21 protein-coding genes are annotated in these 24993 nt (G+C 53.2%); 15 read left to right on the top strand and 6 right to left on the bottom strand.

All coding sequences use genetic code 11. The features are described from left to right. Positions 1-147: 147 nt before the first annotated feature. The 6 genes from gyrA to dnaA form a co-directional block, all read right to left on the bottom strand. The gene (gyrA, locus tag OCT58_RS01895; protein ID WP_267201146.1) at positions 148-2658 is read right to left on the bottom strand and encodes a DNA gyrase subunit A; all 2511 of its coding nucleotides are present in this window, start codon (positions 2656-2658) and stop codon (positions 148-150) included. Positions 2659-2698: 40 nt separating this feature from the next. Continuing rightward, positions 2699-4645 (bottom strand): DNA topoisomerase (ATP-hydrolyzing) subunit B, encoded by a 1947-nt coding sequence (gene gyrB / locus OCT58_RS01890; protein WP_438361106.1) that lies wholly within the window; start codon positions 4643-4645, stop codon positions 2699-2701. Beyond that, complete coding sequence (recF, locus tag OCT58_RS01885) at positions 4645-5766, bottom strand: DNA replication/repair protein RecF (protein ID WP_267201145.1); 1122 nt, start codon at positions 5764-5766, stop codon at positions 4645-4647. Before recF ends, gyrB begins: the two co-directional genes overlap by 1 nt. A 9-nt stretch (positions 5767-5775) precedes the next feature. After that, positions 5776-5997 (bottom strand): S4 domain-containing protein YaaA, encoded by a 222-nt coding sequence (gene yaaA, locus OCT58_RS01880; RefSeq protein ID WP_267201144.1) that lies wholly within the window; start codon positions 5995-5997, stop codon positions 5776-5778. A gap of 276 nt (positions 5998-6273) precedes the next feature. Beyond that, on the bottom strand, positions 6274-7413 hold the full coding sequence (dnaN, locus tag OCT58_RS01875; RefSeq protein ID WP_267201143.1) for a DNA polymerase III subunit beta: 1140 nt from the start codon (positions 7411-7413) through the stop codon (positions 6274-6276). A gap of 166 nt (positions 7414-7579) precedes the next feature. Beyond that, a complete protein-coding gene (gene dnaA / locus OCT58_RS01870; RefSeq protein WP_267201142.1) occupies positions 7580-8899 on the bottom strand; it encodes a chromosomal replication initiator protein DnaA in 1320 nt (439 codons plus the stop codon). A gap of 491 nt (positions 8900-9390) precedes the next feature. Between dnaA and rpmH the strand changes: the two genes are divergently transcribed. The 15 genes from rpmH to lepB all read left to right on the top strand — a co-directional run bounded on the left by rpmH (position 9391) and on the right by lepB (position 24704). After that, entirely contained in the window at positions 9391-9525 is a 135-nt protein-coding gene (gene rpmH, locus OCT58_RS01865; protein WP_267201141.1) for a 50S ribosomal protein L34, read from the top strand. A gap of 122 nt (positions 9526-9647) precedes the next feature. Further along, a complete protein-coding gene (rnpA, locus tag OCT58_RS01860; RefSeq protein WP_267201140.1) occupies positions 9648-9992 on the top strand; it encodes a ribonuclease P protein component in 345 nt (114 codons plus the stop codon). Between the two features lie 10 nt (positions 9993-10002). Next, positions 10003-10836: a membrane protein insertase YidC gene (gene yidC, locus OCT58_RS01855; RefSeq protein WP_267201139.1), complete on the top strand. Its 834-nt coding sequence runs from the start codon at positions 10003-10005 to the stop codon at positions 10834-10836. Positions 10837-10937: 101 nt separating this feature from the next. Further along, positions 10938-11747 (top strand): RNA-binding cell elongation regulator Jag/EloR, encoded by an 810-nt coding sequence (gene jag, locus OCT58_RS01850; RefSeq protein WP_267201138.1) that lies wholly within the window; start codon positions 10938-10940, stop codon positions 11745-11747. Between the two features lie 159 nt (positions 11748-11906). Then, positions 11907-13295, top strand: coding sequence for a tRNA uridine-5-carboxymethylaminomethyl(34) synthesis GTPase MnmE (gene mnmE / locus OCT58_RS01845; RefSeq protein ID WP_267201137.1), 1389 nt, complete (start codon positions 11907-11909; stop codon positions 13293-13295). Positions 13296-13302: 7 nt separating this feature from the next. Next, positions 13303-15249, top strand: coding sequence for a tRNA uridine-5-carboxymethylaminomethyl(34) synthesis enzyme MnmG (gene mnmG / locus OCT58_RS01840; protein WP_267201136.1), 1947 nt, complete (start codon positions 13303-13305; stop codon positions 15247-15249). Positions 15250-15567: 318 nt separating this feature from the next. Further along, positions 15568-17487 (top strand): asparagine synthase (glutamine-hydrolyzing), encoded by a 1920-nt coding sequence (asnB, locus tag OCT58_RS01835; protein WP_267201135.1) that lies wholly within the window; start codon positions 15568-15570, stop codon positions 17485-17487. Between the two features lie 464 nt (positions 17488-17951). Beyond that, positions 17952-18350 carry a dihydroneopterin aldolase gene (gene folB, locus OCT58_RS01830; protein WP_267201134.1) on the top strand — a complete coding sequence of 133 codons (399 nt, stop codon included), beginning with the start codon at positions 17952-17954 and terminating at the stop codon, positions 18348-18350. Further along, a complete protein-coding gene (gene folK, locus OCT58_RS01825) occupies positions 18334-18849 on the top strand; it encodes a 2-amino-4-hydroxy-6-hydroxymethyldihydropteridine diphosphokinase (protein WP_267201132.1) in 516 nt (171 codons plus the stop codon). Before folB ends, folK begins: the two co-directional genes overlap by 17 nt. Beyond that, entirely contained in the window at positions 18837-19409 is a 573-nt protein-coding gene (gene folE, locus OCT58_RS01820) for a GTP cyclohydrolase I FolE (protein ID WP_267201131.1), read from the top strand. Before folK ends, folE begins: the two co-directional genes overlap by 13 nt. Then, positions 19403-20656 (top strand): bifunctional folylpolyglutamate synthase/dihydrofolate synthase, encoded by a 1254-nt coding sequence (locus tag OCT58_RS01815; protein ID WP_267201130.1) that lies wholly within the window; start codon positions 19403-19405, stop codon positions 20654-20656. The genes folE and OCT58_RS01815 overlap by 7 nt, the downstream gene beginning before the upstream one ends. Continuing rightward, positions 20653-21252: a non-canonical purine NTP pyrophosphatase gene (locus OCT58_RS01810; protein WP_267201129.1), complete on the top strand. Its 600-nt coding sequence runs from the start codon at positions 20653-20655 to the stop codon at positions 21250-21252. Before OCT58_RS01815 ends, OCT58_RS01810 begins: the two co-directional genes overlap by 4 nt. Continuing rightward, positions 21242-22399, top strand: coding sequence for a dihydropteroate synthase (gene folP, locus OCT58_RS01805; protein ID WP_267201128.1), 1158 nt, complete (start codon positions 21242-21244; stop codon positions 22397-22399). Before OCT58_RS01810 ends, folP begins: the two co-directional genes overlap by 11 nt. Before the next feature lie 128 nt (positions 22400-22527). Continuing rightward, positions 22528-24078: a UDP-N-acetylmuramoyl-L-alanyl-D-glutamate--2,6-diaminopimelate ligase gene (locus OCT58_RS01800; RefSeq protein WP_267201127.1), complete on the top strand. Its 1551-nt coding sequence runs from the start codon at positions 22528-22530 to the stop codon at positions 24076-24078. A gap of 20 nt (positions 24079-24098) precedes the next feature. Continuing rightward, positions 24099-24704, top strand: a complete 606-nt coding sequence (gene lepB / locus OCT58_RS01795; RefSeq protein WP_267201126.1) for a signal peptidase I — start codon at positions 24099-24101, stop codon at positions 24702-24704. The last annotated feature ends 289 nt before the right edge of the window (positions 24705-24993 follow it).

Raw genomic sequence — 24993 nt, 5'->3', positions numbered from 1 at the left:
GAGTAGACGTCTGTACGTATACTCACAGATATAAAGTATAGCATATACTAGGGTTAAAAACAAGAAACAAATAACAGAAATCCTGAGAATTGCGCTCTATATATAATACGTAAATTCTCAGGATTTTCGTTTTTTTACTTAAATTTTTTAGTTTTCACTTGGCGTCGACTCTTCCGTAGCCGCAGTGGACTGCGCATCTGAAGGCTCGTCTTCGCTGTCGTCATCCTTGTCAACCTTGGCCATCGTCGCAACCTTGGTGCCCTTATCCATCTTGATCAGGTGGACACCCACGGCGGAACGACCGGTTGTCGAAACCGTCTCGATACCGAAGCGGATGATGACCCCGTGGTCGGTCACCAGCATGATGTCTTCATCGCCCTGGACGGTGGTCAGACCAACCAGCGGTCCGTTCTTGGCAGTGACGTTGACGGTCTTGACCCCAAGGCCGCCCCGGCCCTTGATCGGGTACTCGTTGGCCGGCGTCTGCTTCCCAAAACCGTTTTCACTGATAACCAGGACGCTGTCGTCTGGGTTCAGTGGGGCCGCACCAATCACGAAGTCATCGTCGCGCAGACGGATTCCCCGTACACCCGCGGCGGAACGGCCCATCGACCGGACCAGGTCGGACTTAAAGCTCAGGGCATAGCCGTTGTGGGTCCCGATGATCATCGGCTGACCGGCACCAATGACGTTGACGTTGATCAGCTCGTCGCCATCATGAAGGTTGAGCGCCTTCAGGCCATTGCTCCGGATGTTCTTGAATTCGAGCACTGGCGTCCGCTTGACGGTCCCATACTTGGTGGTGAAGAAGAGGAACTTGTCGTCATCGTTAGCCGCGTGGGAAACGTTGATAACCGCGCTGATCTTCTCCTTGTTATCGATTCCCAGCAGGTTGATGATCGGGATCCCCTGAGCGGACCGACCGTATTCGGGAACCTCGTAGCCCTTCATTGAGAAGACCTTGCCGGAGTTGGTGAAAAAGAGCAGGAGGTCGTGCGTCGAACTGGCAATTAATTGTTCAATGAAGTCGTCCTTGTGCACGCCCATCCCCTTAACACCACGACCACCACGGTGCTGGGACTTAAATTCGTCCACCGGCAGACGTTTGATGTAGCCATTGTGGGTCAGGGTGACGATGATGTCTTCTTCCTCGATCAGATCTTCGTCTTCGATGTTGGTGATGTCACCGACTTGCAGCTCGGTCCGCCGCTTATCGCCAAACTTACGCTGGATTTCCATCAGTTCGTCATAGATGATCTGGTGAATCCGCTCGTCGTGGGCCAGGATGTCCTTGTAGTCGGCAATGGCGGCCATCAGCTTCTGGTATTCGGCCTCAATCTTTTCCCGTTCCAGGCCGGTCAACCGCACCAGCCGCATGTCCAAGATCGCCTGGGATTGACGATCGGACAAGCCGTAGTTTTGCATCAATTCACCCTTAGCAATCTCACTGGTCTGGGAGTTACGAATGATCTTGATGATCTCGTCGATGTGATCGAGGGCGATCCGCAACCCGGCAACGATGTGGGCCCGGTTCTGCGCCTTCTTCAGGTCAAACTGGGTCCGCCGCCGGACAACATTTTCCTGGTGCTCAAGGTAGTACTGGAGAATCTTCTTGAGGCTCAGGATCTTTGGAGCTCCGTTGACGATCGCCAGCATGTTGAAGTTGAAGGTCGTCTGCATCAGGGTCATCTTGTAAAGGTTGTTTAAGATAACCTCCGCGCTGGCATCCCGCCGCACGTCGATCACGATCCGCATCCCGTCCCGGTCGGTCTCATCGTTGATATCGGTGATCCCATCGATCTCTTTGTTCCGGGCCAGATCCGCGATCCGCTCGATCAGCTTGGCCTTGTTGACCATGTACGGGATCTCGTGGACAATAATCTGCTGCTTGCCGTTCTTCTTTTCCTCGATGTCGACCTTGGCCCGGACGATAATCGTGCCACGACCGGTCTCGTAGGCCTTGCGGATGCCAGACTTACCCATTACGACCCCACCGGTTGGGAAGTCGGGGCCAGGCAGTACCTTCATCAGGTCCTCGGTCGTGGCATCGGGGTTGTCCATCAGCATGTGAATGGCGCTGATGACTTCACCCAGGTTGTGGGTCGGAATATTGGTGGCCATCCCGACGGCAATCCCGGAAGCCCCGTTGACCAGCAGGTTCGGGAAGCGTGCCGGCAGAACGTCCGGCTCCTTTTCCGTACCATCATAGTTTGGGTGGAAATCAACGGTGTCCTTGTTGATGTCGCGCAGCATCTCCACCGCGATTTTGCTCATCTTTGCCTCGGTGTACCGCATGGCGGCGGGACTATCCCCGTCGACCGACCCGAAGTTACCGTGACCATCAACCAGCATGTAGCGGTACGAAAAGTCTTGCGCCATCCGGACCAGCCCTTCGTAAATCGAGGAATCACCGTGGGGGTGGAACTTCCCCATGACGTCCCCAACGATCCGGGCCGATTTCTTGTACGGCTTATCCGGGGTAACCCCCAGTTCGTTCATCCCATACAGGATCCGCCGCTGAACCGGCTTTAAGCCATCGCGCACGTCCGGCAGGGCCCGCGAGACGATGACACTCATGGCATAGTCCAGAAATGAGTTCTTCATCTGGCTCGTCAGTTTGACGTCCGTGATTCGGTTTGACATATTTTCTTCAGCCAATGCCGCTCCTCCTTTTGATCAAATCCAAATTTGTGCTTAATTACAGGTCCAGGTTCTCAACGAACTTGGCATTCTTTTCAATAAATTCACGCCGCGGACCAACCTTGGTTCCCATCAGCATTGGGAAAATCTGGTCGGCTTGGGCGGCATCGTCGAGCTGGACGCGCAGCAGGTGCCGGTTTTCTGGGTCCATCGTGGTCTCCCAGAGCTGCTCGGCATCCATTTCACCCAACCCCTTGTACCGCTGAATAACTGGCTTCGGGCTCGGCTGCAGGGAGTTGACGACCCGTTCCAGCTCTTCGTCGGATTCGATGTACTTGACAAATTTGCCCTGACGAACCTGGTAGAGTGGCGGCTGGGCAATGTAGACGTAGCCGTGGGTGATCATCGGCTTCATGAACCGGTAGAAGAGCGTCAGCAGCAAAGTCCGAATGTGGGCCCCGTCGACATCGGCATCGGTCATGATGATCAGCTTGTGGTAGTTGGCCTTAGTGATGTCGAAATCGTCACCGAAGCCGGTCCCCAGTGCCGTGAAGAGGGATCGAATTTCGTCGTTGGCCAGAATCCGGTCGAGCGAAGCCTTTTCAACGTTCAAGATCTTCCCCCGAATCGGCAGGATTGCCTGAGTCAGCCGGGAACGGCCCTGCTTGGCAGAACCACCGGCTGAGTCACCCTCGACGATGAACAGTTCAGAAATGTTCGGGTCCTTGCTGGTGTTGTCGGCTAACTTACCAGGCAGGTTGGAAATTTCCAGTCCGCTCTTCTTCCGGGTGACTTCCCGCGCCCGCTTAGCAGCGACCCGGGCCTTGGAAGCTAACTGGCCCTTTTCGACAATCTGCCGGGCCTCGTCCGGGTGCTCCATTAAGAAGCGGTTGAAGGTGGCCGCGAAGACGTGGTCAGTCGCGGTCCGGGCATCAGAGTTCCCTAGCTTGGTTTTGGTCTGACCTTCAAACTGCGGGTCGGGGTGCTTGATGGAAACCACCGCAACCATCCCTTCCCGGACATCATCCCCGGACAGGGTCTCGTTGTTCTTCAGGATCCCGCTCTTGTGACCATAGTCGTTGATCACCCGGGTCAGGGCCATCTTGAACCCGGTCTCGTGGGTTCCCCCTTCGTAGGTGTGGATGTTGTTGGTGAAGGTGAGCAGGTCGCTACGGTAGCCGTTGACGTACTGAAGCGACACTTCGACCGTGATGCCGTTTTCCTGGCCCTCAACATAGATCGGCGGATCAAAGAGGACTTCCCGGCCTTCATTTAGGTATTCAACGTAGTGGCGAATTCCACCTTCATAGAGAAATTCCTGGCGTTCCGGCTTTTCGTCCCGCTTATCCTCAATCGTGATCTTGAGCCCCTTGTTTAAGAAGGCCAGTTCACGCAACCGGTCGGTCAGGGTCTTGATGTTGTAGGTCGTGGTTTCACGGAAGATTTCCGGATCCGGCTTGAAGTGGACGGTGGTCCCGTGCACCTCTTCTGGCAGGCCGGTGGCAATAACCTTCATGGCTGTCTTAACGTGGCCGTGATCAAAGTCCATGTAGTAGCGCTTGCCTTGCCGGGCAACCTTGACGTCCAGGCTTTCGGACAGGGCGTTTACAACTGAGGCCCCGACCCCGTGCAGACCACCGGAAACCTTGTAGCCGCCACCGCCGAACTTCCCACCGGCGTGCAGAACGGTGTAGACCGTCTCCAAGGCTGGCTTTCCGGTATCCTTTTGAATGTCGACTGGGATCCCCCGTCCGTTATCACGAACGGTAATACTGTTGTCGGGCTCAACCTCGACATTGATTTCCGTACAGAACCCGGCCAGGGCCTCGTCAATCCCGTTGTCCACGATTTCCCAAACAAGGTGGTGTAACCCCTGGGCAGACGTCGATCCGATGTACATCCCTGGACGCTTCCGGACCGCGTCGAGTCCCTTTAAGACTTGAATCTGACTGGCATCGTATTCACTGGCCAGCTCAGCTTTGGTTTCTTTTCGCTCGTCGCTCACTATGCTTCCTCCTTGTTCAAAGTGCCATTCTTAATTTCAAAAATTGTCGGTTGTTTAATCAGTTGCCTTGCCACATCACTCAGGCTGGTCGTCGTCAGAAAGGTCTGAACCTTGTCCTGAATCGCCGTCAGCAGATGGGTCTGCCGAACCGTATCCAGCTCGGACAGGACATCATCTAAGAGCAGCAGCGGGTATTCACCGGTCTGTTCTTTCATTAGATCGATCTCCGCCAGTTTAACGGCCAGGGCAGTTGTCCGCTGCTGGCCCTGGGAGCCAAAGGCCTGGACGTTCTTGCCGTTGACGATGAAATGGATGTCGTCGCGTTGGGGGCCGTACATGGTCGTTCCCTGCTCGATCTCCTTGTCCTGATGCTCCTGGTAAATCTTCAGTAGCTCCTGGTAGGCCGCCTCAACCGTTGTTTCTTCATCGACCTTCAATTGGGTGGCGTAAGCCAGGTGCAGTTTCTCCTGGTTGAGCGAAATCTGGTAGTGCAGGTCTGCCGCCCACTTCTCCAGGTGCTGGAGAAAGTGGTAACGGGCCACGATGACCTCCGCCCCGTAGGCCGCTAATTGGTCAGACAAAACGGCCAACAGCACCCGGTCATGCTGCTGGCCATACTTTAGCTGTTTTAAGTACTTGTTTCGTTGTCGCAAGAGGGTCCGGAACTGACTGGCATTGTAGAGATACTTGCTGCTCATCTGGCTAAATTCCATATCCATGAAGCGGCGCCGAATTGCGGGCGCCCCTTTGACCAAAGACAGATCCTCCGGGGCAAACAAAATCGTATTGAGCTGCCCGACGTATTGGCCGAGCCGGGCCTGCTCTAGATGGTTGACCTTGGCTTTCTTGCCGTTCTTGGTAAATTGCAGCTCCAAGGGCACCCGGCCACTAGCCCTCTGCACAATTCCGCTGATGGTGGCGGACTGGGATTGCCAGTTGATCAGCTCCCGGTCGTTGCTAGTCCGATGACTCCGCGTCAATGACAGGGCATAAATCGCCTCCAGCATGTTGGTCTTGCCCTGAGCGTTGTGGCCGATCAGGACGTTGACCCCGGGAGCAAAGTGTACCGTCAGATCCTGGTAATTTCTAAAGTGGCGCAACCGTAGCTCCGTCAAAATCATCCTTGCTGCCTACTTACTCAAAATTTTCAAAAGAGGGTAATCAGGAACCTGAACCTGGTCGTCGGGGTAGAGCTTGCGGCCCCGCCGCGTGTCGGCTTCACCATTGACCAGGACCTGATTCTCCTTTAAGTACCACTTCGCCGCACCACCAGTTGGGATAATGCCCTCTTCCTTCAATAATTGGCCGAGGGTGATGTACGGCGTTGAAATCACGAATTCCTTGTTTTTCACACTATTTCACCTACTTTACTGTTTCTATTATACCACAACTAAATAGGTAAAACGCGTTATAAGGCGTTCTCAGCCCTCCAAAACTAAAAGAGGCATTTTTATCAAAAAGAGGTTCGAACTGACCTGCGTCGCCTAGAGGCCACTCTCCGTCATTTGGCTTTCTAAAATTGCAAGGTGAGAACCATCAAATGATCAAGAACTCCTCGGCAAAATAAAGCAGGCACCAAATCAGCCAAGCCGGTGATTATGGTGCCCGTTTAAGTTAATTTTCAATTGTTAGAAAGTCCGCACCGGGGTGATCAGGTGGACAAAGTTTTCTTGATCTTCGGTTGGTACCAAGGTAAATGGCCGCAGCGGCGAAGTGAAGGAAATCTTGATTGCTGACTGACCAAAGGAACGCAGCGCGTCCTTCATGTAGTTCGGATTGAAGGAAATCTCCAGGTCGGCCCCGTCGAGTGCATTCGTGGCAACCTCTTCTTCTACCGTCCCAATGTCTGGGGAATCACTACTGATCCGGACAAGGTTTTCACTTGGCTTCAGCGTCAGCTTAACCACATCGTTGCGACTCTCGTGTGACAGCAAAGAGGCCCGCTCAATCGATGCCAGGAAAGTTCCGGCATCGACTTCCATCGTTGTATCAGCAGTCTCTGGAATCAGCTGACTGGTTTCTGGATAATTTCCTTCCAACAGGCGGGAATAGAAATGCGTGTTGCCAAAGATGAAGAGAATCTGATTTTCGGTTACCTGAACCTGAACGTCCTCATCCACGTCACTAATCATCCCAGAGAGCTCATTCATACTCTTCCCTGGAATAATGACGTCGAAGTCGATCCCACTGACGTACTCCAGCTGAACTTTCCGTTGTGCCAACCGGTGGCTGTCGGTAGCGACCGCTGTCAGGAGACCATCGTGCAAGGTAATGTGAATTCCAGCAAGGATTGGCCGACTTTCCTGTTTAGAAACGGCAATGACGGTTTGGCGAATGACTTCCTTTAAGACATCATTTGGCAAGGTAATTGTCCGGTCAGTCTCAACTTCTGGCAAGTGAGGAAAGTTTTCCGCGTCCTGACCATTGATTTGGAACTTAGCGGTTCCGGAGGTAATATCGGCTTGGAAGCCATCTGTAACTTCAATCGTTACTTGTTTGTCAGGCAGCTTTTTAACAATTTCACTAAAGAATCGAGCAGGCAACACAATGGCGCCTGGCTCTTCAACGTTTAATTCATAGTCGGGATCAGTGGCGTTAATGACGCTTTCGATGGTGATGTCGGAGTTGCTTCCGGTCAACACGATCTGTTCTTTATCGATGACCATTTTGAGTCCCGTCAAAATCGGAATTGTGGTTTTAGATGAAATTGCTCGTAAAACATTATTAAGCTGGCTGATAAATGCCGTTCTGTTAATTGTGAAGTTCATTGCTGTGGCTCCTTTATATAAATATATTTTATAGTTTAAAAAATCGTGGTAGTAGTAGATCCTGTTAATACTGTGGATAAGTTGTGAAATCCAATCAAAATAAAGGATCGCGGTTGTTGATAACCTGTGGATAAAATTGAGGATAATTTCAGTAGTTATTCACAGGTTAAGCATGGAGGTGCTCCTTCAACTTGCCAATGTCTTTTTGCAGGTCCGTGTCCTTTTTCAGGGCTGCTTCGATCTTGTCGATGGCGTGCAGGACCGTCGTGTGATCCTTGCCTCCAAATTCATTGCCGATCTTGGGCAGTGAGTAATCCGTCAGTTCACGCGATAGATACATTGCGATCTGCCGTGGGACGACGATTTGTTTAACTCGTTTTTTACCGAGAATGTCTCCTTGGGTAATGTTATAGTAGCTGGCAACCTGTTTTTGAATTTCAGCAATCGTGATCGTTGTTCGCTGCTGCTGGCGCAACCCCTTGAGTGCCTGGGAGGCTAAGTGAGGTGTGATTGGTTCTCCGCTGAGATTGGCGAAGGCTTGAACCTGATTTAAGGCCCCCTCCAGTTCACGAATGTTGGAGTCAATCTGGCCGGCGATGTAGTTCAGGGTATCATTGCCAACGTCGATCTGATCTTCTTCAACTTTGCTGCGCAGGATGGCGATCCGCGTCTCCAGGTCTGGTGGGGTGATTTCGACCGGCAGGCCCCAGCGGAAGCGGGAAACCAAGCGATCCTGGAGTTCTGGAATTTCGTTGGGGATCCGGTCGGAGGTCATCACGATTTGTTTTTTGCGATCGTGCAAGGCATTAAATGTATAGAAGAATTCCAGCTGGGTCCCTTCCTTGGTAGCCAGGAACTGGATGTCGTCAATTAATAGTAGGTCAAGGTTGCGGTACTCTTCACGGAATTTATCCATTGACTTATTTTGGATTGAATTGATGAAGTCGTTGGTGAATTCCTCGCTGGTAATATACTTTACCTTGGCGTTCGGATTGGTCTGCAACATGTGGTTACCAATCGCTTCCATTAAGTGTGTTTTCCCCAGTCCGACACCACCATAGATAAAGAGCGGGTTATAGAGGCTGCCAGGACTTTCAGCCACTGCATAGGCGGCCGCGTGGGCCATTTTGTTGCCTTCGCCGACCACGAAGGTGTTGAAATTGTAATGTGGGTTGAGGGGCGTATCCATTTCAAAGTTAGTATTTGAAGATGGTTGTTCAGTTTCGTGCGGGGTGATTTCGCTCTCTAAAACGTAGCGGGGCTCAATTTCGTAGCCTAGTTCGGCCTGGGCGTATCCCTTGAGCTTAGCATCGAGATTTTGACGCCAAAAATCCCGATGAACAGGCGTTGGCATCAGGATCGTAAGCTGGTTTTGGGAGAGAGAAATTGCTTTTGCCGGAGCAATCAAGGTGTCAAAGGTCACCTGGGTGGTGTTTTGACGGAATGAATTTTGGATCGCTTCCCACAGAGAATCGAGCTCAGTCAAAATAATTCCTCCTAGTGTTGATAAATTCTACACGGTATTTTATCATCACATTAAAAAGTTTTCCACAGGGTGGATAAAGCAGAAAATAGTATACACAACTCTGTGTGGTATTTAAACGAGAAATTGTTGATTTTGTTAGTGAACGATGTGCAAAAAGTAAAATCAACAGTGCTTGTGGATAACTAAAGCTGATTATATCAAGGAATCGGCCAGTTATTAACAAGGAAAATAGCTCCTGTGGATAAATCTAATCACAGGGTGTGAATTGTGAATAACCACAAGATATTGTGGTGGATAGTTTTCCACAACCATAGATACTGCACAGGACTTGTGGAAAGTTTTTATCGTTCTGTGGATAAATAAAAAATTAAAATAAAATTTTGTCGTTTATTAATTGCCGAAAGTATGGTACACTTCTAAAGTATGTTTGAAGAGAACGTCTTTTTAGACTGAAAAGCAAACCCATTCAATTGAATAGGAGGTGCAATTGTATGAAGCGCACGTTTCAACCAAAGAAGCGTCACCGTGCATGTGTCCATGGCTTCCGTAAGCGCATGAGCACCAGTAACGGCCGTAAGGTATTAGCACGTCGGCGTCAAAAGGGCAGAAAAGTATTATCTGCATAACCACACGGCCACTTTTATAGTGGCTTTTTTTATTGTGATCGGGCAGGGCAGATCGCGGATGCAATTCAGCAGTCGATGGCCTTGCCCTTTTTCATATCTAAGTAAGGCTAGGATTATACATTATGAGAAAATCATACCGAGTAAAAAAGGAAAGCGAGTTTCAACGGGTCTTTGAAACCCACCAATCCGTCGCTAACCGGAAGTTCATCATCTACCAGATGGAAAAGCCGGGCCAGAAACATTTTCGTGTCGGCATTTCGGTTGGTAAAAAGATTGGCAACGCGGTTCATCGCAACTGGGTGAAGCGGCGGATTCGGCAGACCCTGCTGGAAGTGAAGCCAGATCTGAAACCGGACGTCGACTTTTTGGTGATTGCCCGTCCCGCCGCTGACGGCATGGAGATGGCCGAAACCAAGAAGAACCTCGTTCATGTTTTGAAAAAAGCACAGCTATTAAATGAAAAGTGAGGAACACGGTTTGACAAAAAAGAGCAAAAAGATCCTGAGCTTGACGGCGGTTCTGAGCTTGACGGTTCTGCTGGCCGCCTGCTCGAATGCTCCGGTCACGAAGAACAGCACCGGCTTTTGGGATCGCTACATTGTATATAACTTCTCCCAATTCATTATCTGGCTTTCCAATCACATTGGTGGCTACGGGATGGGGATCATTGTCTTCACCATCATCATTCGGGTATTGTTGCTGCCACTGATGTTCTACCAGACCAAATCGATGCTGAAGACGCAGGAAGTGGCACCTAAGCTGAAAGCTCTGCAGAAAAAATACTCATCTCGGGACCAAGAGTCGATGATGAAGCTGCAGGAAGAAACCCGGAAGCTCTACAAGGAAGCCGGGGTTAACCCATGGGCTTCGATGCTGCCGCTGCTGATTCAGTTGCCAATCATGTGGGCTCTTTACCAGGCGATTTGGCGGACCCCTGAACTGAAGCAGGGGACCTTCCTCTGGATGCAATTGGGGCACACCGATCCGTACTACGTGATGCCAATCTTGGCGGCCCTGTTCACCTTTATCTCTTCATGGCTGTCGATGGCTTCAATGCCGGAACGAAATGGAATGACGACGGCGATGACCTGGTTCATGCCGATCATGGTCTTCGTGATGGCCCTGGGCTTCTCGTCTGCCATTACCCTTTACTGGGTGATTTCAAATGCCTTCCAGGTTGTTCAAACGCTGCTCCTGCAGAATCCATTCAAGATTCGTCGCGAACGGGAAGAAAAGGAACGGGCAGAGAAGCGCCGGAAGCGGAAGCTGGAAAAGGCTAAGCGTCGTGCCTACCAGAGCAAGCGCAAGTAATAAAAGATTTACTAGAGTCAGACCTCTTCGCGAGTGCCTGGCTTTTTTTAACCGTGTTAGAATAAAATCAGTGAAATTTATAGATGGAGGACATGAGCAGAATGCCATTGTATAGCGGAAAGACAATTGACGAAGCGGAACGAAAAGCAGCTAGTGAACTGGGGAAACCACTGGAGCAGCTGGTCGTGAAGGTGATCCAAGAACCACGGCGGGGCTTTTTGGGTCTCGGCCGACGGGATGCCCAAATCAGTGCGGAAATCAAGCAACCGACTCCGCAGCCTGTGTCAGCTGCCAACGCCCAGCCGAAAAAGCACTCAGCAGTAAAACAGTCGAAAAATGTTTCGGCTAATCCCGTGACCACGGCCCGGCCAAGGGCAAATCGGCCCGCACCACACGATGGCGGTGCGCAAGATCCGGCGGTGATCAAGGCCCGGCACGCGGCTAACCTGAAAAGGGTTCAGTCGGCCGGCAAGCGGTTGACCGGTTATCTCCAGGACGTCTTCCAGGCCCTGGGGGTGGAGACGACGCCGCAGGTCAAGCAGGTGGCGGCCCACGAAATTACGGTTGATATTCAATCACCGGCGTCCGGCCGGGTGATTGGCCACCACGGCCGGCGGATCAATGCTATGGAGCAATTGGCGGCGGCCTTCATGGACTACCACGGCGCTCCCAAGACTGCCGTGATTTTGGACACCTCGGATTACCGGCAGCGGCGACACGAAGCTCTGCACGAGCTGGCCGAGCGTTCCGTGACCGAGGTGGTTGCCAGTGGTCAGGCAGTCTTCTTGGACCCGATGCCGGCGCGGGAACGCAAGCAGCTGCACCGGGAATTGGAGAATAACACGCACGTGCGGACTTATTCCCATGGCCGGGAGCCCTACCGAAGCGTTGTGATTGCCCCGCGGAACTAGCGGTGTTTTCTGGTTGACATTCGGCGGGGATGATCATAGAATGTTGACGGTTATAAAATTAAATTTGTTAAAGTAGTGAAAGTGCTTTGACCATGGTGACGGCAGTGATGCCTTCAGACGTGGACTGGGCGCTTTTTTTATTAGAAAGGAGCGAATATCGTGGCAAACAGCGAGGCGGATACAATCGCCGCAATCTCAACCCCCGTTGGTGAAGGGGGCATTTCCATTGTGCGGATCAGTGGTGACGACGCGGTCAAAGTCGCCGAAAAGATTTACCGGGGCAAGAACCTGGACAAAGTTGCTAGTCACACGATCAACTACGGCCACATTATTGACCCGGAGACAAAGGAAGAAGTCGATGAAGTGATGGTGTCGGTGATGCGCGCACCCCACACCTATACCAAGGAAGACGTGATTGAGATTAACTGTCACGGGGGGCTGCTGGCCACTAACCGGATCCTCCAGCTGGTCTTAAGCTACGGGGCCCGGATGGCCGAACCGGGTGAATTCACCAAGCGGGCCTTCCTGAATGGCCGGATTGACCTTTCCCAGTCCGAGGCGGTCATGGACCTGATTCGGGCGAAAACGGACAAGTCGATGAAGGTGGCCCTTAACCAACTGGACGGGGACCTTTCCCGCCTGATTCGTCACCTGCGCAAGGACATTTTGGACGTCTTGGCCCAGGTCGAGGTCAACATCGACTATCCCGAATACGACGACGTCGAAGAGATGACCACTAAGATGCTCAAGGAAAAGGCAGTTGAGATTCAGCAACGGATCCAGGCGCTCTTAAAGACGGCCAAGCAAGGGAAAGTCCTGCGGGAAGGCCTGGCAACGGCAATCATCGGCCGGCCCAACGTCGGCAAGTCGAGCCTGCTGAACTCCTTGCTGCACGAGGATAAGGCAATTGTCACCAACGTGGCCGGGACAACCCGGGACGTGATTGAGGAGTACGTCAATGTCAACGGTGTGCCGCTGAAGTTGATCGACACCGCCGGGATTCGTGACACGGCCGACACGGTGGAAAAGATCGGGGTGGAACGAAGTCGCAAGGCCCTCGATGCCGCCGACCTGGTCCTGCTGCTGATCGACAACTCGGAACCCCTGACCGAAGAAGACAGGAAGCTCCTGGCTGCCACCAAGGATAAGCAACGGATCGTGATCTTGAACAAGACCGACCTGCCAAGCAAGCTCGACCTGACCGAATTAAAGCAGCTGGTCGGCGACGATGCGCTGATTGAAACCTCGATCGTCAAGCACTCGGGGATGGATCAGTTAGGCGAACAGATCAGCCACATGTTCTTTGACCAGGGGATCGAAAATAGCCAGAACAGCGTCATGGTCACCAACGCCCGGCACATCGGCCTGCTGCACCAGGCTAACGATGCCCTGAGCGACGTTTTGAAGGGGATTGCTGACGGGATGCCGGTCGACCTGGTCCAGATCGACATGACCCGTTGTTGGGACTTGCTCGGTGAAATCACCGGTGACAGCTACCAGGACGAGCTGCTCGACCAATTATTTAGTCAATTCTGTTTAGGAAAGTAGGGAAATTATGAAGTCTGCAGAATCATTAAAAACGTCAGATGCGGTCCAGTACGAGGGTGGCGACTACGATGTGATCGTCGTCGGCGCCGGACACGCCGGCAGTGAGGCCGCCCTGGCCGCTGCCCGCATGGGAAACAAGACCCTGTTAGTAACCATCAGTCTCGAAATGGTGGCCTTTATGCCGTGTAACCCGTCCGTCGGGGGCCCAGCCAAGGGGATCGTCGTCCGGGAGATCGATGCCCTCGGTGGTGAAATGGGGCACAACATCGACAAGACCTACATCCAGATGCGGATGCTCAACACCGGGAAGGGTCCCGCGGTCCGAGCATTACGGGCTCAGGCCGACAAGCACGCCTATCACCGCCAAATGAAATTGACGATTGAGCGCGAACCAAACCTGACCCTGCGGCAGGCCACAGTTGACTCCCTGATCGTAGAGGATGGCGTCTGCAAGGGGGTTGTCACCAACACCGGTGCCCGTTACCACGCCAAGGCGGTTGTCCTGACCGTCGGCACGGCCGCCCGGGGCAAGATCATCATCGGTGAGCTCCAGTACCAATCTGGCCCGAACAACTCCAAATCGGCCGTCAAGCTGTCCGAAAACCTGGAGGAGCTCGGCTTTGACCTGGAACGGTTCAAGACCGGAACGCCACCACGGGTTAACGGGAACACGATCAACTTTGACGAGACCGACGAACAGCCTGGTGATGAGGAGCCGCACCACTTCAGCTTCGACACGCCAGACAGTGCTTACATCTCCGTGACGGACCAGCTGGCCTGCTGGCTGACCTACACTAACCCAACGACCCACGGAATCATCCGGGCCAACCTGAACCGGGCCCCGATGTTCTCCGGCGTCATCAAGGGGGTCGGGCCCCGCTACTGCCCATCGATTGAGGACAAGATCGTGCGTTTCGCCGACAAGTCCCGCCACCAGGTCTTCCTGGAGCCCGAGGGTCGCGATACCGACGAGTACTACCTCGACGGGGTCTCAACCTCGATGCCGGAAGAGGTTCAAAACAAGATTGTCCACTCCATCAAGGGGCTGGAATCCGCCGAACTGATGCGGCCAGGTTACGCAATCGAATACGACGTCGTGGCACCATACCAGCTGCACCCGACCCTGGAGACCAAGATCGTCAAAAACCTCTACACGGCCGGTCAGACCAACGGCTCCTCCGGTTACGAGGAGGCGGCTGGCCAGGGCCTGATCGCTGGGATCAATGCCGGGCTGCGGGCCCAGGGCAAGCAGCCGTTTGTCCTTAAGCGTTCCGATGCCTACATTGGGGTAATGATCGACGACCTGGTTACCAAGGGCACCAAGGAACCATACCGGCTGTTGACGAGCCGGGCCGAATACCGACTGATCCTGCGGCATGACAACGCCGACTTCCGCTTGATGGAAAAGGGCCACGCAATCGGCCTGGTCAGTGATGAACGGCTGGCCAAGATGGAAGCCAAGAAGGCCGCCGTGGCCGCCGAAATCAAGCGGCTTCGGTCGATCAAGCTCAAGCCGAGCGACGAAGCGGTCAACGACTTCATCGAGCAGCACGGCGATCACCGCCTGAAGGATGGAGTAGCTGCCGCTGACCTGCTGAAGCGACCGTACTTTGACTACCAGACCCTGCTGAACTTTATCCCGGCACTGGCGACCGAATTAGACCGGCACGTGATCGAGCAGGTAGAAATCCAGCTCAAGTATGCCGGCTACATCAAGAAGGAAGAGGTCAAGGTCGAACGGATGAAGCGAATGGAAGCCAAGCGGATTCCAGACGACATCGACTACGAGGACATCGACGGCCTGGCAACGGAAGGACGGCAGAAGCTGGAGAAGATCCGGCCGGAGACGCTGGCCCAGGCGTCCCGGATCTCCGGGGTCAATCCGGCCGACCTGGCAATTCTCAGCGTCTACATTCGCCAGGGCAAGTTCTCCAAGAAGAACGAACAGAACTAATATTTCCCGGGAAATAGGGTTCGTGGTGCCAAGCTATGGACCCTGTTTTGATAACGTGGAAAACCAAAGGCTAGCTACGCGTCGTAACTGTGGGGCTAGTGTCTAGCGCAGCGGAGCAAGTCTATTTGACTACGGACGAAAGCCGACGCCTTCAGCGTCGACTCCCGCCCTAGTAGCCTCTCACTCCACTTTGCTGGTTATTCTCCACTCACCTTTTGATGGAAGTGCTAATTATGTTAAAATCAAGCGGATATGATATACTTAGGGTTCAGGTTTACGAACGAAATAACAAATTGAAGAAAGAAGAGGAACGTTTCAATGTGTGGAATTGTTGCATTTGTTGATGATGAAAAACCACAAATCAAAGACAAATTAATCAAGCAAATGAAGGACCGGATCATCCACCGGGGCCCCGATGCCGAAGGTCAGTACGTGGATGAGCACGTGGCCCTGGGATTTCGGCGGCTCAGCTTCGTTGACGTCAAGTCAGGGAACCAGCCAATCTTTAATGAAGATAATTCCAAGATCATTGAGTTCAACGGTGAAATCTACAACTTTGAGGAGCTGCGGGGCGAACTGATCGAAAAGGGCCATACCTTCAAGACCCACGCCGACACCGAGGTTATCCTGCACGGTTACGAGGAATGGGGCAAGGACATCCTGCAAAAGCTGCGGGGGATGTTCGGCTTCGTCATTTGGGACAAGAAGACCAACGAGATGTTCGGTGCCCGGGACCACTTCGGGATCAAACCACTCTACTATGCCCAGATGAACGGCACCTTCTTCGTCGGTTCCGAAATCAAGGCCTTCCTGGACCACCCGAACTTTAAAATGGAGCTGAACAAGCGGGCCCTGAAGTCTTACATGACCTTCCAATACAACGTTACCCAAGAGACCTTCTTCAAGGGTGTTTACCGCCTGCCAGAGGCTCACTACTTCACCTACAAGGACGGCAAGTTTGACATGGAACAGTATTGGGACGAGGACTTTGAACCGAAGAATGAGACCTTTGACCAGGCCGTTGACAACATCGACAACGTAGTCAAGGATTCCGTCAAGGCCCACACCTTTGCCGACAAGGGGATCAAGGTTGGTTCCTTCCTGTCCGCCGGGGTGGACTCCAGCCTGGTCACGGCCCTGATGCGGCCCAACAACACCTTCTCGATTGGTTTCGACAGTGGTTACGACGAAACCAAGCAGGCCCGCGAACTGGCAGCTAAGCTGAAGCTAAAGAACACCGACAAGTTGCTGACCGATGAGGAAGCCTTCAAGACCTTCCCACTGATCCAGTATTACCTGGACGAACCGGACTCCAACCCGTCCGTTGTGCCGCTCTACTTCCTGAACAAACTGGCTAAGGACAATGGCTACAAGGCCCTCCTGTCTGGTGAAGGGGCCGACGAGCTCTTCGCTGGCTACACGGCCTATGGTTTCAACACCAAGATCAAGTTCCTGCGCTGGGTAACCGACCAGCTGAAGAAGCTGCCGAAGGAAAAGCGCTACAAGCTGGGTAAGTGGCTCGAAGGCAAGCAGTTCCACGGTTCCGAACACCTTTACCGGAACCTGGCGCCGGCCCGTGATACCTTCATCGGCCAGGCCTACATCTTCAGCCCGACCGAAGCCAACGAATACCTGAAGCCGGAGTACCAGGATGGTCCGTCAATCACTGACCTACTGAAGCCGCTCTATGATAAGTGCGACGCCAAGTCCGACATGAACGAAGTGGCCAAGAAGCAATACGTTGACCTGCACCGCTTCATGCCTGGCGACATCTGCTTAAAGGCCGACAAGATGAGCATGGCCAACTCCGTGGAAATCCGGGTACCCCTTCTGGATAAGGAGGTTATGAAGGTGGCCGAAACGACACCAACTAACTATCTCTTCAACTACAAGGGGACCAAGTGGGCCTTCCGGATGGCGGCCAATCGGCACCTGCCTGAGGAATGGGCAACCCGGCCAAAGCTCGGCTTCCCAACCCCGGTCCGTGAATGGCTGCGGGAGAAGAAGTACTACGAGATCGTTAAGGAAATGTTCGAACAAGACTTCGTCAAGGAATTCTTCGATCAGGACAAGCTGCTCAAGCTGGCCGATGACAACTTCAACGGTAAGATTGATGGCCGGCGGAAGATCTGGACGGTCTACACCTTCCTGGTTTGGTACAAGCTTTACTTCATCGACAAGTTCAAGCCGGACGAATCTGGAATTGACAAGGCCAAGCAGCCGGTCGCTGAAGCATAAGATCAGCACTGAAAAGCACGCTCTTAAAATGGGTGTGCTTTTTATTATTGCGGGCTTGTAAGCGGTACCATAATGTGGTATATTATAAGTGTAGAAAAGGTAATGACCAACGCAAATGAGGTGATTACAAATGGTAAAGATGATTCGAGCAGTAATTTAAAGTTGTTGTTGGTGGAACATGAAAGGTATGTGATACCAATGGGCTTTGAATTTGATGGTCACTAGCATTGAGTTAAGAAGTTAATACCTCGATCGAACATAATTAGTAATGAGAACACCAAAATTAAAACATTGTTCAAGCTAGCTCCGGCTCGAAGCTAGCTTTTCTTTTGCCACTAATGAACACGAACAATTTTATTTTGTGAAGTCTATTTCATGATTAATAGGCGAATGAATGGGGGATTTCTTGGGCAAAATCTCTTGGCGAAACCCTCGTCGTACAGTATGATTAAATTAAAGAATTGATGATTTTAATAGATGGGGTGATTACGATCGGCAAAATACGATTGAACAACATGGTCTTCCATACTTACAACGGGGTTTTTAGCGCCGAACGTCAGCTGGGTCAAAAACTGGAAATTGACTGCGAGATGACCTACCCGATTGAGCGGGCAGTCGTTCACGACCAATTAGACGAGACAGTTAGTTACGCCGACGTGTACGAGGCCATCCGGCAATTCGTCCAGGACCACCATTACCAACTGATCGAGAGCCTGGCCAACCACCTAGGCCAGTCGTTGCTGGAGAAGTTTCCCCGTTTGCAGGAGATTCGGTTGAAGATACGCAAGTACAACCTGCCAATTGACGGGGTATTGGATAACGCAGAAATCGAGGTTCACTTTACAAATGACCATACCAATTGAGAGCGTTCTGAGCATTGGAACCAACATCGGGGAGCGCCTGACCAACCTGCAAAGAGCGGTTCAGATGCTTGGTGAAAATGACCGGATCAAGCTGACCAGTCTCTCTTCGATCTACGAGACGGAGCCAGTCGGGGGAGTCGAGCAGCAATCTTTTTACAATATCGCAGCGGTACTTCAGACCACGTTGAGTGCTCAGGAGTTGCTGGATTACCTGCACGCGATTGAACAGGCCCTTCACCGAAAACGCATTGTTCACTGGGGACCCCGGACGATCGACCTGGACATTATCTACTACGACCAGCGGCATATCCAGACTGCGACGCTGACTGTTCCCCACCCGGAGATGGCCAACCGCCGCTTTGTCTTGGTACCGACGCTGGAGGCCCTGACAAGTGACGACGAACATTACGAGGAGGTTGCCCACTTGCTCCAGGTGACGCCGGATCGGAATTGGATTAAGAAGAAGTTTTCAAATGAGGTGTTAATGTGGACCAAGTAAAAGTTGAGCAGGCAGTGCATGATTTGATCGTTGCCTTGGGTGAAGATCCGACGCGGGAGGGGCTGGTGGAGACTCCTCAGCGGGTCGCTAAGATGTACGCGGAAATTTTCTCCTCGCTCGATCATCGGCCCGAGGATTTCACCAACTACAAGGTTTTCCACGTCGATGACCTGCCGGAGATGGTGCTGATTCAGCATATCCCTTTCTATTCGATGTGTGAGCACCACCTGTTGCCCTTCTTTGGGTACGCCAACGTGGCTTATGTGCCGAAAGATGGCCGGGTGATTGGCCTCAGCAAGATTCCCCGTCTCGTTGACTTTGTGACCAAGAAGCCGGGGATGCAGGAACGGGTGACGACCGACCTAGTTCACGAATTGCAACGGATCCTGACGCCGGATGGAATTGCCGTCTCCGTAGCGGCGCGGCACATGTGCATGGAAATGCGGGGGATCCGAAAGACGGGGCAGTTTACCTACACTGATAAGTTTACCGGAGCCTTTAAAACCGACCTGGCTCTCCGACAGGAATTTTTACAGCAAACGAGGGATTACCAATGTTAACCTACGAAGAACTAACAGGACAAATGAACCAGGCGATGCTGGGTGGCCAAGACGACCGGGTCGCGCTTCTGCAGCGAGTCTTAGATGCATTGAAGCGGCCGGATCACCGCTTTAAGATCATTCATATCGCCGGCACCAACGGCAAAGGTTCGACCGGCGCGTTGATTGAGCAAACTCTTCAGCGCGCCGGCTTTCAGGTGGGCTACTTCTCCAGCCCGGCGATGGTTGATCAGCGCGAACAGATCCGGATTAACGATGAAATGATCGCCAAGGAGGACTTTGTGCGGACTTACGAGCAAATCTGCCAACAGCTGCCGACGGACATTCAGCCTCAGCAGATCTCCGTCTTTGAATGGTGGACCCTGATCATGCTCCAGTACTTTGCCGACCAACAAGTTGACTGGGCGGTCATCGAGTGCGGTCTGGGCGGCCAGGATGACGCTACTAACGCGATTGATGCGCCCGCGGCGGCGGTGATTACCCGCGTGGCCCTCGACCACACCCGGATCCTGGGTTCTACGATCAAGGAGATTGCCAGCGCCAAGGCCGGAATCATTAAGTCCGGGACTAAGGTGGCAATCCTGGCGCCTAACCAGGATGAAGAGGTCAAGCAAATTATCCAACAGCGCTGCCGACAAGCTGAGGTGCCCCTACTGCTAGCGGACGGGATTGCGCTTGAGGCACATGGTGAAACAGTTCGGCTACGTGCCGGGGTGACCCGCCTTTCTGGACACTTTAATTTGCTGGGGACCTTCCAACATGATAATCTCCGCACCGCCACTCTCCTGATTGCCTTACTGGTGTACCAGGGTGTGTTGCCTGATTTTGAGCCTTTCACGGCGACGATGGCAACGATCGCCATCCCTGGCCGGATGCAGGTAGTTGCCCGTCACCCCCTGACGATTTTGGATGGGGCTCACAACCCGGATGCTGCCAAGCGCTTGGTGGAGACGATCCACGAGGAGTTCGCGGATCGCCGGCTGATTATGGTGGTCGGCTTCCTGGCGGATAAGGACTGGCACCAGATGATCCGGCTTTATCAACAGGTGGCCGCTAAAATCATCGTCACCAGCCCGGATAACCACCAGCGGGCCCTGTCAACCGCTGCTCTTCAGGAATTCATCCCGGAGGCGCAAGCAACTGTTGATGCTCGCCAGGGGCTGCAGCTGGCGCAAGAAATGGCCCGGCCCGACGATATCATCCTGGTAACGGGGTCCTTTTACCTAATTAAGGAATTAGAATCATGACGCAGTTTGTAATTGCCACCCATAACCGGGGTAAGATTGCGGAGCTGCAACGCCTGCTGAAATGGACCGGCAATTCGGGTCGGGCCTACACCGACCTGGCGCCTCGCCAGCAGTTCCCGCCGGAAAGCACGGTTAGCTACCGGGAAAATGCGACAAACAAGGCTTTGACCGTCAGTCGGGCCCTTCCCAGCGAATACGTGCTGGCCGATGATTCGGGGCTGCAATTGGCGGCTGTTCCAGACTGGCTGGGCGTCACCACAGCCCGTGATCTGGCGGATTGCCCAACGCCGGAAGCCTACGATGAGCGGATTTTGGCTAAATTACGGGGACGGCGCCGGGAGTTCACGATGGTTTCCTGGCTGGTCTGCGCCCACAACAACAGGATTATTGCTCGTGTTCAGGCGGAACTGCACGGTCAAGTGGCTACTAACCAGCGGGGACAGTATAGCCGGGGCTTTGACCGGATTCTGATTCCCCAGGGATCATCGCAAACCCTGGCGGAGCTGCCATTTGAAGAGCGCCGTTCCTACCTGGTACGGGGCCAAGCAGTAAGAGCAATGATTAAAAAGTTAGGAGAATGCCGCAATGAAAATTAGCGAGGAACCAATCGAAAAGAAGCAAACCAGCCTAGCCGCTGCCATCTTGGCCGCGGCGGTCCGGGATCACCAACAGCTGGCCCTCAATTGGCAGGCACGTCCGGAGCAGTTAAAGGCAGTCCGGGACTTTTTGCAGCATTTTGATTGCCCGCTAGTGGAAGACCCGGCGCAGTCACGCCTGCAATTCCTTTTGCCAAGCGCGGCCCTCGCACCACTGGCAAGGGCAATCCAGCAGGCCTGGCCCGCGGACGCGGAGCTCATAGATTCGCTTAAACGAGTTCACACTGCCCACCGGATTATCTGGCGGGCGGGGCGGCACACGTTTGATCTGAATGAACGGGGAATTGTTTATGGAATTCTCAACGTCACCCCCGATTCCTTCTATGACGGTGGCCAATACAATACCACCCAGACGATGGAAGACCAAGCCCAGCGAATGGTTGAAGCGGGAGCCGACGTGGTCGAGGTCGGTGGCCAAACGACCCGCCCCGGTGGCTTTCATGAGATCAGTCCTGCGGAGGAGATTGCCCGGATCAAGCCGGCAATTGAATTTCTCCAGAAAAACTTCCCGCAGGTGGCACTGGCGGTCGATACCTATAAGCTGCCCGTGATGGAGTTTGCCCTGGACGCGGGTGTTGACATTATCAACGACGTTCAGGGCTTTGACACGCCGGAGAAACGGCAACTGCTGGCGCACAGTCGGGCCGGTCTGGTCACCATGCACTCCAACCGGACGAGCGAGTACGACAACCTGACGACGGAGATGATTCGTTTCTTTGAACAAAACGTTGCCCAGCTGGTTGATGCCGGGATTGATCGGAATCGGATTTGTCTCGACCAAGGGATCGGCTATGCCAAGGTAGCGGACGGCGACCAGGACCTGGCAATGATGCACAACATCGCCCAGCTGAATCGCTTCCGCTTGCCGCTGTTAGTAGCTATTTCGCGCAAGGGCTTTGGCAAGAAGCTCTTCGGCCTCGCCAAGCAGGACCGCCTGCCCGTAACTCTGATCGCGGAATCAGCAATGTATTTTGGCGGCGGCCGGGTCATCCGGGCGCATGACGTCCAGGAAACCAAGCAGCTTGTCGAACTGCTGAAACGGATCGAGGAAGCCTACTGGTATAAGCCGGCGGGTCAACAGGATTAAGGTGAGTGAAAGGCCCAGCGCTTTTTACCCACCTTCTTTTTAGCTGATTGTTGCCTAAATATTCACTTTTCCCTTAAAAGATGAAATAATAGACTTTTAAGAGAAAGTATCAGAGGAGATCAATTAAAATGGAATTGCATGTTACGCCAGCATTAGCGTTATTACGTGAACACCATCTTCTGGATCACGTCAGCAATTTAAGTGAATTCACCGCGACCGCCGTTTCCTACGACTCGCGGCAAGTCAAGCCGGGAACCCTGTTCTTTTGCAAAGGGAACTTCCTGCCCAAGTACCTGACGATGGCTAAGGAGAAGGGTGCCATCGCTTACGTGGCCGAGCAGGAGTATCCGGAAGGCCAGGGACTGCCGGCGATCATCGTCAAGGACGAGCAAAAGGCAATGGCCCTGCTTGGAGCAGCCTTCTACGGCTTCCCGCAGAACGACCTCTTCATCATTGCCATCACGGGAACCAAGGGGAAGACGACGACAGCCTACTTCGCCGACCACGTCTTGGACGCGGCCACGAAGCAGCACGTAGCCCTCTTCTCCACTCTTGATCGGATTCTCGGTCACAACCCTGGTGACCAGTTCAAATCCGACCTGACGACGCCGGAATCACTGGATCTCTTCCACGACATGCGGGCAGCCGTCAGCAACGGCATGACCCACCTGGTAATGGAGGTTTCCTCCCAGGCTTACAAGAAGCGGCGGGTCTACGGCTTGAAGTATAACGTCGGGATCTTCCTCAACATCACGCCGGACCATATCGGCCGCAACGAACACCCGACCTTTGCGGACTACCTGCACTGCAAGGAACAGCTGCTGGTCAATTCTGACGTCTGCGTGATCAACGCCGAGACGCAGAACTTCACCGATGTTTACTACACGGCCAAGGCAACGACGCAGCCGGAGAACATCTATCTCTTCGCTCGCCACGGTGCGAAGGTCAGTTTGCCCGATGATCGTCAGCTCGACTTCGAGTACCGCAACGACCTAGAGAATCTCCACGAGAGCGAGTTCCAGCTGGACGCCCTCTCTGACAACGCCAAACAGCTGCAACTCGATCACCGCTACACGACGAGCGTGCCCGGGGACTACAACGAAGGGAACGCCGTGGCGGCGATTATCGCCAGCGGCCTGGCCGGGGCCAGCGCTCAGGACGCCGTCGACACACTCGATCACGTTCACATCAAGGGGCGGATGGAAATGATTGCCACCAAGGATCACGGGACGATCTATGTCGACTACGCCCACAACTACGCCAGCACCAAGCGGCTCCTGGCCTTCTTAAAGCGCCAGACCAATGCCGGCAAGGTCACGGTTGTCCTGGGTTCGGCCGGGGACAAGGGTATCTCACGCCGGCCAGGGTTGGGCAAGGCTCTGACCGAGGAAAGCCCGGACCGGGTAATCCTGACGACCGATGATCCGGGCTTTGAGGACCCGGTTAAGATTGCCGAAACAATCGACTCCTACATTGACCATGACCAGGTCGGTACGGTCGACTTCATCATGGACCGGGAGACGGCAATCAAGAATGCTATTGACCACAGCGTTAAAGGTGATATTGTGGTCATAGCAGGGAAGGGTGAGGACCCTTACCAAAAGATTAAGGGCGTCAACGTGCCATACGCTTCCGACAGCAAGGTTGCCCGGGACTATGTCGCCGAGATTGAAAAATAATAGAGTGAGGCAAAGAACGCATGAAATCATTTCGACAAGTGATGAGCTGGGTGGTCCCGATCGTCATCGGGTTACTGATTGCCCTGCTGATCAAGCAGTTTTTCTTCCAAATCGTGCGGGTCGACGGGCCATCAATGCAGCCCAATCTACAGAATAACGAACGGGTCTTTTGTCTGAAACGGTCGAAGATTCACCGCGGCAGCGTCGTCATCTTTGACGCCAACGGGGTTGATCCCCAGGTGGCCGTCAAGACCGACTACGTCAAGCGGGTGATCGGCCTGCCGGGTGACACGGTGAAGTCAAAGAATGGTAATATCTACGTCAACGGCAAGAAGATCGACCAGAGCTACATCTCCACGAAGCAGCGGAATGCCGGAACCGGCAACTGGACGCTGAAGAGCATTTCTGTTCAGAATAGCTGGCTCAAGCATAATGGCGCAACCAAAGTGCCGGCTGGCGAATACTTCGTCCTTGGGGATCACCGGAGCGTCTCAAACGACGGTCGTTACTGGGGCTTCGTGCCGAAGAACAAGATTGACGGGGTCGTCAAGGTGCCGTCATGGACGGGGACCAAGGTGGCCCGCCAAAACGTCAACAAGGAATGGCAACATTTCTACGATAAGTAAACTAAAAAAGGCGGTGGGACAGAGCTCGCTTGCGAGTTCGTCTTCCCACCCCCGCGAGGCTGGCTAGGTGTTCCGGGCGTTGATTTATCAACGTTCGGAATCCAGCCAGCTACCGCGCTGTAGCATTTATAAGCTATATAACAGCAAAGAGGCTAGGTTAATTCCCCAATGTCATTAAGTTAAGCTATTGACATTTGGGATACCAAAAGAGTGAGCCTTTATTTACACAATTTGTGTGAATGAAGGCTCACTCTTTGCTTTAAACAGCGTTGCTTTTTAAAATTAAATA

The organism is Limosilactobacillus kribbianus (assembly GCF_026413145.1).
Lineage (GTDB): Bacteria > Bacillota > Bacilli > Lactobacillales > Lactobacillaceae > Limosilactobacillus > Limosilactobacillus kribbianus.
Note: the sequence above shows the minus strand (reverse complement) of the source record. Positions and strands in the feature narration are given on the sequence as shown.